The organism is Kitasatospora sp. NPDC052896 (assembly GCF_044547075.1).
Taxonomy (GTDB): Bacteria; Actinomycetota; Actinomycetes; order Streptomycetales; family Streptomycetaceae; genus Kitasatospora.
The window spans coordinates 154,697-166,493 of sequence record NZ_JBITZU010000004.1 but is presented as its reverse complement, the minus strand read 5'-3'; the positions used below and the strand labels follow the sequence as shown (position 1 = coordinate 166,493).

Sequence of the window (11,797 nt, the reverse complement as noted above, 5' to 3'; positions counted from 1 at the left end):
CGCAGTGGTGCGGGCAGGCCTGGGGTCACAAGGACGTCCGGACACGGAGGATTGCCTCCGGGCAGCCGCGCGGGGAAGGGCACGCGGCGGCCCGGAGGGGTCCGTGGGGTGCGCGGTCAGGCGGCGCGGGCCGGGCTGGGGCGCAGTGGGGCGCCGCACCAGGAGGGGGAGGTGTGCTCGGCCCGGTCGTCCGGCAGCGGCGTCGGCGCGGGGGCGGCCAGCTGGGGGTCGACGGTGAGCGCGGTGATGCCCAGGGGTTCGGTGAGGGCGCGCAGGGCGGGTTCGGCGAGCGCGATCCAGGGCTGGGCGGGGCTGAGCACGGCGGCGAGCCGCTGCTCGGTGGTGAAGGCGACGGCGGTGCGTTCGCCGAGCGGTGTGCGGAAGACGCGGACGGCGTGGCCCAGTGGACCCGACCGGACGGGCACCAGCAGGTGTCCGGCCGGGACGCGTTCGGACGGCTCGGGGTCTTCGCAGGTCTGACGTCGGTTCATGGTGTTGCCTCCACGCGGGTGCGGGTCGGGTCCGCGCCGTGGTCCGGAGGGCCGGGGAGAGGTCCCGGGTCGCCGGGGCGCAGCAGTGACGCTATCCCCGCTGGCCCGGCGGCGCCTGCTGGTCCTGACAACTCCTTGATCCCGAAGTCCGATGTCCTGACATGGCGTTGACGGCCGCCCGGATCCACCTGCCGCCGGCGTACGCCGGGCGCCGTCCCCGATTCGGCCCAGTGCGCGTCAAGGTGCCGTCAAGGACGGCGGGGTGCGCGTAGGTCACGCGTCAAGGACGGGTGCGATCGATCCACGCCGGGTCTCCACTGGAGCAGCGGGCGGCAAAGTTCCGGAGGCCCGCCCCGTGATCTGGAAGGAAGCGATCCACCATGGCCATAACCCAGCTCACCGCCCCCGTCGAGCCGGCGTTCCGCCGTCAGCTGGACGACGCGCCGGTGCGCCGGCCGTCGCAGCGGGTCGTGCTCACCACCCGGACGGACCGGCCCGAGGAGGAGGGCGACCAGTCGGGCGCCGCCTCGGTGGCGGAGCGGCGCACGGCGCCGGTGCACTGCCGGATCGCCATGCAGTACCTGGACTGACCCGGCCCCCGCCCCCGCCGCGCCCCCGCACGTCCGCACCGAACAGGAGTGCCCCGTCATGACCACGCTGTCCGCCGTTCCCGCCGGCCGTCCCCTCGAACACCCGGCCCCCACCGGCCACCCGCTCGGCAGCCCGTGGCCCGCCTCGGCCCGCCCGGGGCCCGGCGGGGACGTGCTGATCAGCGGCGTCGGTCTGGCCGAGGCCGCCGACCGCTTCGGCACCCCGCTGTACGTGCTGGACGAGGCCGAGGTACGGGCCCGCGCCCGGGCCTACCGCCGGGCCCTGCCGCAGGCCGAGGTGCTCTACGCCGCGAAGGCCTTCCTGTGCAGCGCGATGGCCGACTGGGTCGCCGAGGAGGGTCTCGGCCTGGACGTCTGCTCGGTCGGCGAGCTGCGGCTGGCAGCCGGGGCCGGCTTCCCGGCCGAGCGGATCCTGCTGCACGGCAACGCCAAGAGCCCGGAGGAGCTGCGGCTGGCCCGGCGGCTGCGGGTCGGCCGGATCGTCGTCGACGGACTCGGCGAGATCCCCCGGCTGGCCGCGCTGTCCGTCGTGGACGCCCCGCAGCGGGTGCTGATCCGGGTCGTGCCGGGCGTCGAGGCCGGTCACCACGCGGCGGTCCGTACCGGTGTCGACGGGCAGAAGTTCGGCTTCCGGATCGCCGGCGGGGAGGCCGCCGAGGCGATCGGCCGCGTCCTCGCCCAGCCCGGCCTGGTCCTGGTCGGCCTGCACTGCCACCTGGGCTCGCAGATCGACTCGGTCGAGCCCTACCAGGCCGCCGTCGACCGGCTGGTCGAGCTGCTGGCCGAGATCCGTGACCGGCACGGCGTGCAGCTGCCCGAGCTGGACCTCGGCGGCGGGCACGCTGTGCGCTACCTCCCCGGGGACACGGAGCTGACCCCGGCCGAGTTCGGCCTCCAGGTCACCGACCGCCTCGCCGCGCGCTGCGCCGAGCACGGTCTCGCCGTCCCACGGCTGCTGGTCGAGCCGGGCCGGGCGATCGCCGCGCCGGCCGCGGTGGTGGTCTACCGGGTGCTGTCGGTGAAGCACTCCGCCGACGGCCGGGTCTTCGCCGCCGTGGACGGCGGCATGAGCGACAATCCGCGCCCGGCCCTGTACGGCTCCCGGTACGACATCCGGCTGGTCGGCCGGAGCTCCGACGTGCCGCCCACCGCCATCGACGTGGTCGGCCGGCACTGCGAGGCCGGTGACGTACTGGTGCGCGACGCGCGGCTGCCGGGCGACCTGCGGCCGGGCGATCTGCTGGCGGTCCCGGCCGCGGGCGCGTACCAGCTCTCGATGGCCTCCGGGTACAACGTCGTGGGCCGCCCCGCCGTGGTCGCCGTCCGCGACGACCGGGCCCGGTTGCTGATCCGCCGGGAGACGGTCGAGGACTTCCGGGCCCGTGAGGTCGGCCGCTGAGGGGCCGTCGGTCCGGCCCGCCGGTCGCCTCAGCGGGCCGGACCGACCCAGTAGACGACCTCCTCGCGGACCGGGACGAAGCCCGCGGCCGCGGCGAGCGCGCGGCTGGGCTCGTTGGACCGGGGCACGGTCCAGGTCGGGATCCGGCCGCGCCGGTGGACGGTGGCGCTGACCGCCTGGACGCACAGCAGGCCGAGCCCGGCGCGGCGGAACTCCGGTACGGTCACCACCGCGACGTCCTCGTGCACCAGCCCGCGCAGGTAGCCGCCCGCGACCGACGCCAGCCGGCCCTGGACGAAGGCGCCCCAGGCGCCGCCGCCGACCAGGGCCCGGCCCGACCCCCAGGTCTCGGTGATCCACCGGAGGTCCGGTGCCAGCGCGTCGAGCCGGGCCGCGTCGGCCGGCATCAGCGGCCGCAGCCGGACGCCGGGCGGCAGGGCCCGCCGCCGGGGGCGTCGCTGCTGCGTGCAGATCACCCGCACCCAGGGCGTGACCGTGCCGAAGGTCCGACCGAGCAGCGGCAGGAAGCGGTCGGGCGCGCTGAACTGGCCGCGCCCGAGCGGGGCGAGGAGCTCCGGGGGGAGCGTCAGCGGGTCGCCGCGCAGGGCGCGGTGCGAGCCGCAGTGCACCAGCGCGGCGCTCGGCGAGGTCCAGTAGCCGCCGTGCCCGCTCAGCAGGACGTGTGCGGCCAGCGCGCCGGGGCCGGGTGCCTCCGGCAGGAACCAGGGGCCGAGCAGCGGATGGCGCACGGGACGCGCGAGGACGACGGAACCCGCCGCCGAGGAGAGGGGACGGTTGGCCACCGGTCCAGTGAACCCCGTACGGCGGCCCGAGCGGGGCAGCCCTGACGGTGTTCTGGCGCCGGTACGCGTGGTCCTGACGGATCTTTGGCATCGACCGCTAACGTCGCCCTCAGCACCGGAACGGACCCGAAGGGAAACACGATGCCCGAGAGCACCGATGCGGCGGGGGACCAGCCCGACGACGGCTCGGGCGTACGGGAGCGGGACCGGCTGACGGTCCCCCAGGGGCTGGCCGCGCTCTCCCTCGACGCGCTCGCCTCGGTGGCCTACGGGCCGGAGGCGATCGTGGTGGTGCTGGCCGTGGCGGGCGGTCACGGGCTGGGCTTCACCATGCCGGTGACGGTGGCGATCGTGGTGCTGCTGGCCGCGCTGACCTCCTCCTACCGGCAGGTGATCGCCGCGTTCCCGAACGGCGGCGGCGCGTACGCGGTGGCCGGGCGCCATCTGGGCCGGCGGGTCAGCCTGGTCGCCGCCGCCTCGCTGATCATCGACTACGTGCTGAACGTCGCGGTCTCGATCTCGGCCGGGGTGGCCGCCCTGACCTCGGCCTTCCCCTCGCTCTACGGGGAGCGGGTCTGGCTCTGTGTGCTGGTGCTGGCGCTGATCACCGGCGTCAACCTGTACGGGGTCGCCGAGTCGGCGAAGGCGCTGATCCTGCCGACCGTGGTCTTCGTGGTGGCGGTGCTCACCGTGATCGCGGTCGGGCTGCTGCGCGCGCACCCGGTCGTCCAGCCGACGCGTCCGGGACCGGCGACCGAGACCGTCGGGCTGCTGCTCCTGCTCAAGGCCTTCGCCTCCGGCTGCGCGGCGCTGACCGGGGTGGAGGCGATCGCCAACGCGGTGCCGACCTTCCGCAGCCCCCGGGTGAAGCGTGCCCAGCGCACCGAGATCGCGCTGGGCGCCCTGCTCGGCACGATGCTGCTCGGGCTGTCCGCGCTGATCGGCCGGTTCCAGGTCGCGCCGAACCCCACCAAGACCGTGCTCGCCCAGCTCACCGAAGCCGCCCTCGGGCACAACGCGGCCTTCTACGTCGTCCAGTTCACCACCATGGCGCTGCTGGCGCTGGCGGCCAACACCTCCTTCGGCGGCATGCCGGTGCTGACCTCGCTGCTGGCCCGCGACCACCACGTGCCGCACGTGTTCGCGCTGCGCGCGGACCGGCAGGTCTACCGGCACGGGGTGCTGGTGCTGGCCGGGGCGGCGCTGGTGCTGCTGGTCGGTGCCCGGGGCGACACCCAGGCGCTGGTGCCGGTCTTCGCGATCGGCGTGTTCATCGGCTTCACGCTCTCCCAGATCGGGATGGTCCGGCACTGGTGGATCGAACGCGGGTCGGGCTGGCGGGGGCGCGCGGTGCTGAACGGGCTGGGCGCGGTGCTGACCGCGGTGGCGACCGTCATCGAGCTGGTCGCGAAGTTCGACAAGGGCGGCTGGCTGGTCTTCCTCGCGGTCGCGGTGCTGGTGCTGCTGTTCGAGTCGATCCACCGCACCTACCAGCGGATCGGCCGCGGGCTGCACGTCGGCGAGGTGCCCGGGCCGCCGCGGGAACGCCGCTCGCTGGTCGTCGTCCCGGTCGGCGCGGTCAACCTGCTCACCCGGGAGGCGCTCAGCGCCGCGCTGTCGCTCGGTGACGAGGTCCGCGCCGTCACCGTGGCGCACCCGGAGGACGTGGACGCGCCGAGCAGCGAGCGGATGCGGGAGGCGTGGGAGCAGTGGCACCCGGACGTCCCGCTGACCGTGCTCACCAGCCGTACCCGTTCGCTGACCCGGCCGATCGTGGACTACCTGCGCCGGCTGTCCGAGCTGGACGAGCACGACCGGCTGGTGGTGCTGATCCCGGAGATGCAGCTGCCCCACCCCTGGCAGCGCCTGCTGCAGAACCAGCGCGGCGCGGTGCTGGACCGTGCGATCCGGCGCTACACCGACGTGGTGATCTGCCGGCTGCGCTTCCGCGTCGACGTCCCGCGCTGAACGGTCCGCGCCGAACGGTCCCGGGCGCTCGGCCCACGGCGGGACACGGGCCACCCGGACGGGTCAGTATGGGTACAAGCCCGTGCGGGTGCACCGTGTCGGCCCGAATGAGGTGGTTGTGGTGAGCACGTCACGGCCTGCGGCTTCGCGACTCGGACCCAGGGGGACCGAGCCGGCGGCCGAGGACCACCTCGACGCGGTGGCGGAGACGCTGCGATCGGCCGCCGACCGGCTCGGCACGCACATGGGCGGGTGCTACCTGCTGTCGGACGACGGGCAACTGCTCGAACTGACGATGACGCTCGGGGCCGCCCGCCAGTTCACCAGGGGCTGGCAGCACGTGGGCGTGGCCGCGCCGATCCCGGTGGCCGACGCGGTGCGCGACGGCCGGGTGGTCTGGGTGGGCGGCGCGGAGGAGATGGCGCGCCGGTACCCGCGGGTCGCGGTGGCCATGCCGTACGCGTTCTCCCTGGTGGCCGCACCGGTGGAGGCGCAGCGCGGCACGCTCGGGGTCGTCTTCTTCATCTGGCCGGCCTCGCATTCCACCGAGCTGTCACCGGCCGAGCGGCACGGGCTCTCGGTGATCACCTCCCAGCTGGCCGAGGTGCTGGTACGGGCGGCCGCGGTGGGCCGGCCGATCCGCCCGGGCGCGCGGCCCGCGACCACCGCCGCGCGCAGCGCCGACGACCCGCTCACCGCGATGATGACCCGGCTGCCCGAGGGCATGTGCGGCATCGGCCTGGACGGCCGGCTGGCCGCCGTCACCCCCACCGCGGCCGAACTGCTCGGGGAACCAGTCGAGTTGCTGCTGGGGACCAAGCCGTGGGTGGCGCTGCCCTGGCTGCGCGATCCGGTCTACGAGTACAGCTACCGGGCGGCGGTGATGAGCGGGGAGCCGACGTCGTTCGTGGCGCTGCGACCGCCGGACCGCTGGCTCTCCTTCGAGCTCTTCCCGGACGCCGCCGGCCTCACCGTGCGGGTCTCCGCCGCCGAGGTCGGCGAGCACGAGGTGCCCGCCCCGGAGGCGCCCGCCGAGCCGGCCGCGCACACCCGGCCCGGCGCGCTGTACCACATCCTGCACCTCGCCACCGCGCTGACCGAGGCCGTCACCGTGCAGGACGTGGTGAGCATGGTCTCCGAGCAGATCGTGCCGGCCTTCGGCGGCCAGGCCGTGGCGGTGCTGATGGCCGAGAGCGGCCGGCTGCGGATCGTCGGCCACCGCGGCTATCCGCCCGGCCTGGTCGACCAGTTCGACGGCACCTCGCTCACCGAGTCCACCCCCGGAGTCCAGGCCTCGACCAACCCGGTACCCGCCTTCTTCGAGAGCCGCGCGGAGCTCGAGCGGCTCTACGCCGGCCGCCGGGAGACCCAGGACGGCATGGCCAGCTGGGCCTACCTGCCGCTGGTGACCTCGGGCCGGCTGATCGGCACCTGCGTCCTCGCGTTCGCCGAGCCGCACCGCTTCACCGTGGGTGAACGCGCCGTCCTCACCTCGCTCGGCGGCCTGATCGCCCAGGCGCTGGACCGCGCCCGGCTGTACGACACCAAGCTCGGCCTCGCCCACGGCCTGCAGGACATCCTGCTGCCGCACGCGCTGCCCGTCGTCCCGGGCCTGGAGGCGACCGCCCGCTACCTGCCGGGCACCGAGGGGATGGACATCGGCGGCGACTTCTACGACATCGTCCGGGTCGACCGCGGCACGGTGGCCATCGTCATCGGCGACGTCCAGGGCCACAACGTGAACGCCGCCGCCCTGATGGGCCAGATCCGCACCGCCGTCCGCGCCTTCGCGACGGCCGACGCCGACCCCAGCACCGTGCTCGCCCGCACCAACCTGCTGCTCTTCGACCTGGGCACCACCCTGCTCGCCAGCTGCGCCTACCTGCGGGTCGACCTGGCCAGCCGGGAGGCCTGGCTGGCCGACGCCGGACACCCCGCGCCGCTGCTGCGCGGCCCCGACGGTCGGGTGAGCCTGGTGCAGCCGCGCAGCGGCCTGGTGCTGAACGTCGAGCCCACCGCCGAGTACCCGCAGACCGACATCGGCCTGCCGATCGGCAGCACGCTGGTGCTCTACACCGACGGGCTGATCGAGACGCCCGGTGGCGACCTGGACCAGGCGGTGGCCGGCCTCGGCGCCACCCTGGCCCGGCACGGTGACGAGCCGCTCGACCAGCTGGCCGACGCGCTGCTCGGCCGTGCCGAGCGGGCCGAGCACCGCACCGACGACATCGCGCTGCTGGTGGTCCGCTCCGTCCCGGGCTGACCGGGCGGGGCAGGGATCCGGCATCAGCCGGGCGAAGAGGGCGCCGACCAGCTCGCGCGCGTACGCCGGCGCGGGGCTCGCCCCGTGCGAGTGGTCGCGGGCGGAGGGATGCTGGCAGCGGATGGGAACCGGTGTCCGACGGTTCTCAGGAGGTCGGGCCCGCTGCGGCGTGCGTACCCGAGGAGGAGCCATGAGCCAGAGCAGACCGTCCCCGCGCCGGGGCGCTGAGCGGGCCATGGGCCGCGAGCTGACCGCACTGGCGAGGGTGGCGGTCGAGGAGATGACCCAGCACGGCCTGACCAGGGAGGCGGCGATCGAGGAGGCCCGGCGGTCGCTGCCGTTCGGTGCCCGCCACGACCCGCGCGAGATCGACTGCTGGATCGACGCCGAGCTCCCGTCGGCCGACCGGCCCCCGGCACCGGTCCCGGCCGCGCCCGGTACGCATGGCGCGCCGGCCGAACCGGTCAAGCCGGCCGCACCCAAGCCTGCCGCACCGCCCAAGCCCGCCAAGCCCGCCGAGCCCGCCGAGCCCGCCGAGCCCGCCGAGCCCGCCGAGCCGGCCGACCCCGGCGACCTCGGCCGGCGGGTCCTCGCGCGGCGCGAGGGGCTGGGCCTGAGCCGGGAGGAGGTCGCCGGGCGGGCCGGCATGGCCCCCGCCTACCTGGAGTACCTGGAGACCAAGCCGGCCGTGGTGGAAGGTGGCGCGCTGCTGCGCCTGGCGGGGGCGCTGGAGACCAGTGAGGCGGAACTGCTGGGCGGCGGCGTCGACCTGCCCCCGGGCCGGGCGCCGGCGGCCGAGCACCCGTCGCTGCGGGAGCTGGATCCGGCCGAGTGCTGGGGCCGGCTGGCGGACCGCGGGGTGGGCCGGGTGGCGTACGCGACCACGCAGGGCCCGGTCGTCCTGCCGGTGAACTACCGGGTCACGGGCCGGTCGCTGTACTACCGGACGGCGGAGGGCAGTGTGACCGCCCGGGCGGCAGACCGCCGGATCGCCATCGAGGTGGACCACCTGGACGAGGCACTGGGTCATGCCTGGAGCGTGCTGGTGACCGGCCAGGCCGAGCGGGTCCCGGCGACCGAGCGGGGCGTCGCGGACGCCGCCCCGGACGAGCCCGGTCCGCTGCCCTGGGCCCCCGGGGAGCGCGACGTCTGGATCCGGCTGGACGTCGAACGGATCAGTGGCCGCGCGATCACCGGCTGACCGGCACGATGGAGTCAGGGAGGCGCTCGGCGCCTTCCGACCGGTGAGGAGGCCGTCATGATCACCTCAGGACTCGACGCCGCGACCCTGGAAGAGCTGGTCTCCGCCGCGATCGCCGCGCCGTCGATGCACAACACCCAGCCCTGGCGCTACCGGTACCGTCCCGAGACCACCACCCTGGAGGTCCGCGCGGTCCCGCAGCCGGATCTCGCGGTCACCGACCCGGAGCAGCGGGGTCTCCACCTGTCGGTCGGGGCCGCGCTGTTCAACCTGCGGCTGGCGGTGCGGCGGCTGGGCCGGGAGCCGGTGGTCCACCTGCTGCCCCGGGCGCCCGAGCCGGACCTGCTCGCCTGGGTCCGGCTGGCCGGACCGGTCCGCCTCGACCCGGGGCGCTCGGAGCTCTACGAGGCGATCTGGCGCCGGCACAGCAGCCGGCTGCCCTACCTCGACCGGCCGATCCCGGCGCCGCTGCTGGACGAGCTGACCGAGGCCGCCGCGGCGGAGGGCGGGCGGCTGGAGCTACCGGGGGAGGGCGAGATCCGTCACCTGCTGTCACTCACCGCCGAGGCCGAGCGACGCGCCGTCGCCGATCCGCGCCGCCGCCGCGAGAGCCGTCGGGCGATCCACCGTCCCGGGTCCGGCCCGCGCGGGATCCCGGACGAGGCGCTCGGCCCGCAGGACGCCGAGGGGCACTTCCCGGTCCGCGACTTCGCCGCCCTGGACCCCGCCGAGTACCGGTCGCCGGTCCCGTTCGAGGCACACCCCCGGGTGGCGGTGCTCTCCACCCAGCACGACGCACCGGCCGACTGGTTGCGCGCCGGCCAGGCGCTGGAGCGCGTCCTGCTGCTCGCCACCGCGCGCGGCCTGCGCACCTCGCTGCTGCACCAGGCGCTGGAGTGGCACGACCTGCGCTGGGCGATGCGCGATCCGCACCGCGGCCCGGGCACCGTGCAGATGCTGATCCGGCTCGGCTACGGCCCGGAGGGTGCCCCGACCCCGCGGGCGGCCGCCGCCGACGCGCTGGACACCGACCCGGAGGCGCCTGCCTGAGGTCCCGGTCCGTCACCGGTCGTGCAGGAAGCGCCGCAACCGGCTCCACGGCCAGCTGTTGATCACGTCGTCGCCGCCGAGCCAGCCGCGCTGGGCCGTCCCGATCCCGTAGCGCTGGTTGTCCAGCTGGAGCGTCGAGTGGGCGTCGCTGTCGATCGCGAACCGCACGCCGTGCCGCTTGGCCCGGGCCACCGCCTCGTCGCCCAGGTCGAGCCGCTCCGGCGCGGAGTTGATCTCCAGCGCGGTGCCGGTGCGCGCGCAGGCCCGGAAGACGGTGTCGAGGTCGACGTCCAGGCCGCCGCGCCGGCCGAGCAGCCGGGTGGTCGGGTGGCCGATGACGTGCACGTGGGGGTTCTCGCAGGCCCGCACCAGGCGTCGGGTCTGGGCGGCCCGCCCGGCCCTGAAGTGCGAGTGCACGGAGGCCACGCACAGGTCGAAGCCGGCCAGCACGTCGGCCGGCCAGTCGACCCCGCCGTCCGGGTCGATGTTGAGCTCGGTGCCGTGCAACAGGCGCATCCCGCGGTGGCTCGGGCCCAGCTCGCGCAGTCGGCTCCGCTGGGCCAGCATCTTCTCCTCGGTCATCCGCTGCATCGCGAGGTTCGGCGCGTGGTCGGTGACCGCGTAGTACGCGTAGCCGCGGGCCGCCGCCGCGTCCAGCATCTCCTCCAGCGACGCGACGCCGTCGGTGAGGTCGGTGTGGGTGTGCAGGTCGCCGCGCAGGTCGGCCTCCTCGACCAGGTCGGGAAGCTCCCCGCGCCGGGCGGCCTGGATCTCGCCGCGGTCCTCGCGCAGGGTGGGCGGGATCCACGGGAGCCCGAGCGCCGCGTAGACCTCCTGCTCGGTCCTGGAGGCGATCCGGGCGCCGCTGCCCACCTCGAACAGGCCGTACTCGGAGAGTTTCAGACCGGCCTTCACGGCCATCGTGCGCAGCCGGACGTTGTGCGCCTTGGAGCCGGTGAAGTAGAGCAGGGCGGCACCCCAGTCCTCGGGCGGGACCACCCGCAGATCGACCTGGAGGCCGGCGGTGGTGCGGATCGACGTCTTGGTGGTGCCGTGCACCAGGACGTCGGCGGCGTCGGGGAGTGCTGTGAAGGCGGCCATCAGCGGGTCGGAGTCCTCGGCCGCCGCCAGGATGTCCAGGTCGCCGACGGTCTCCCGGAACCGCCGCAGCGAGCCGGCCGGTTCGCACCGCACACAGCCGGGCACGGCACCGAGCACGGCCGTGATCTCGGCGGCCGTCGCCGTGGCGACGTCCAGGCGGACCCGGCCGCCGGTCCTCCGCAGCAGGTCGAGCCCGTGCAGGATGTTCTCCGCGGTCCGCTCGCCGAAGCCGGGGACGTCGTTCAGCCGTTCCGCCCCGATCGCCTCGCGCAGTTCTTCCGGCGAGGTGATCCGCAGGTCCCGGTAGAGCGCGCCGGCCTTCTTCGGCCCGACGGTGGGGATCGCCATGATCTGCCGGACACCGGTGGGCACCTGTGCCCGCAGCGCCTCCACGGCCTGGATGCTGCCGGTGTTCCGGTACTCGTCGATCTTGTCGGCGATCGACTTGCCGACGTTGGGGATCTCGCGCAGTTCCTTGGCGTCCAGGCCCGCGAGGTCCGCCGGGTGGCCGCCGACCGAGCGGGCCGCCTTCTCGTAGGCGCGTGCCCGGTAGGCGTCGCCACCGGTGATCGACAGCAGGTCGGCGTACTCCTGGAGAAGCGCCTCGACCTGCTCGTTGAGCCGTGCCATACGTCCATGGTGGCCCGGACGGCGGTGGCCGCGCACCAGCTCCGTGCTGCCCGGGCCGTCCGGCCCCCGCCGTTGGGTGCGGGCCGGCCGCAGCGCGGTGGGCGGATGTCCGGAATTCACCTTTGCTCCCGCCGCCGTGCTCGGTGACGATTCCGGGGGCGGCCTGCTGGGTCCGTCGGCTGGCACCACGTGCACCAGGGCAGCAGGACTTCCGCGGCTTCCGCGTCGAACCCGGTCCGCGGGACGTGCTCGACCGGTTCGGCCGGCTGCCGCCCGAGCG

The 11,797-nt window shown here is 75.2% G+C and carries 9 protein-coding genes; 6 read left to right on the top strand and 3 right to left on the bottom strand.

From position 1 onward, the window contains the following. Positions 1–116 precede the first annotated feature (116 nt). Entirely contained in the window at positions 117–491 is a 375-nt protein-coding gene (locus tag ACIGXM_RS11605; protein WP_396559474.1) for an SAV_915 family protein, read from the bottom strand. A 380-nt stretch (positions 492–871) separates the two neighbouring features. Between ACIGXM_RS11605 and ACIGXM_RS11600 the strand changes: the two genes are divergently transcribed. Further along, on the top strand, positions 872–1,081 hold the full coding sequence (locus ACIGXM_RS11600) for a hypothetical protein (protein WP_396559472.1): 210 nt from the start codon (positions 872–874) through the stop codon (positions 1,079–1,081). A gap of 58 nt (positions 1,082–1,139) precedes the next feature. After that, a complete protein-coding gene (gene lysA, locus ACIGXM_RS11595; protein WP_396559470.1) occupies positions 1,140–2,501 on the top strand; it encodes a diaminopimelate decarboxylase in 1,362 nt (453 codons plus the stop codon). Positions 2,502–2,530: 29 nt separating this feature from the next. Here the strand turns inward: lysA and ACIGXM_RS11590 are convergent, their stop codons facing one another. Beyond that, on the bottom strand, positions 2,531–3,304 hold the full coding sequence (locus ACIGXM_RS11590; protein WP_396559468.1) for a GNAT family N-acetyltransferase: 774 nt from the start codon (positions 3,302–3,304) through the stop codon (positions 2,531–2,533). 141 nt (positions 3,305–3,445) lie between these two features. Here ACIGXM_RS11590 and ACIGXM_RS11585 point away from each other — a divergent pair, with 141 nt between their 5' ends. From ACIGXM_RS11585 to ACIGXM_RS11570, 4 genes are all read left to right on the top strand, one after another. After that, positions 3,446–5,272, top strand: a complete 1,827-nt coding sequence (locus ACIGXM_RS11585) for an APC family permease (protein WP_396559466.1) — start codon at positions 3,446–3,448, stop codon at positions 5,270–5,272. 121 nt (positions 5,273–5,393) lie between these two features. Continuing rightward, on the top strand, positions 5,394–7,535 hold the full coding sequence (locus ACIGXM_RS11580; protein WP_396559464.1) for a SpoIIE family protein phosphatase: 2,142 nt from the start codon (positions 5,394–5,396) through the stop codon (positions 7,533–7,535). Positions 7,536–7,725: 190 nt separating this feature from the next. Beyond that, entirely contained in the window at positions 7,726–8,736 is a 1,011-nt protein-coding gene (locus ACIGXM_RS11575) for a helix-turn-helix domain-containing protein (protein WP_396559462.1), read from the top strand. Between the two features lie 57 nt (positions 8,737–8,793). After that, positions 8,794–9,786, top strand: coding sequence for an Acg family FMN-binding oxidoreductase (locus ACIGXM_RS11570; RefSeq protein WP_396559460.1), 993 nt, complete (start codon positions 8,794–8,796; stop codon positions 9,784–9,786). Positions 9,787–9,798: 12 nt separating this feature from the next. Here ACIGXM_RS11570 and polX read toward each other — a convergent pair whose 3' ends face one another. Next, entirely contained in the window at positions 9,799–11,517 is a 1,719-nt protein-coding gene (gene polX, locus ACIGXM_RS11565; protein ID WP_396559458.1) for a DNA polymerase/3'-5' exonuclease PolX, read from the bottom strand. Between the last annotated feature and the right edge of the window lie 280 nt (positions 11,518–11,797).

Bases quoted from the DNA above. Each gene is read 5' to 3' on its own strand.
- ACIGXM_RS11605 (WP_396559474.1), bottom strand. From the start codon at position 491: ATGAACCGACGTCAGACCTGCGAAGACCCCGAGCCGTCCGAACGCGTC.
- ACIGXM_RS11600 (WP_396559472.1), top strand. From the start codon at position 872: ATGGCCATAACCCAGCTCACCGCCCCCGTCGAGCCGGCGTTCCGCCGT.
- lysA (WP_396559470.1), top strand. From the start codon at position 1,140: ATGACCACGCTGTCCGCCGTTCCCGCCGGCCGTCCCCTCGAACACCCG.
- ACIGXM_RS11585 (WP_396559466.1), top strand. From the start codon at position 3,446: ATGCCCGAGAGCACCGATGCGGCGGGGGACCAGCCCGACGACGGCTCG.
- ACIGXM_RS11575 (WP_396559462.1), top strand. From the start codon at position 7,726: ATGAGCCAGAGCAGACCGTCCCCGCGCCGGGGCGCTGAGCGGGCCATG.
- ACIGXM_RS11570 (WP_396559460.1), top strand. From the start codon at position 8,794: ATGATCACCTCAGGACTCGACGCCGCGACCCTGGAAGAGCTGGTCTCC.
- polX (WP_396559458.1), bottom strand. From the start codon at position 11,517: ATGGCACGGCTCAACGAGCAGGTCGAGGCGCTTCTCCAGGAGTACGCC.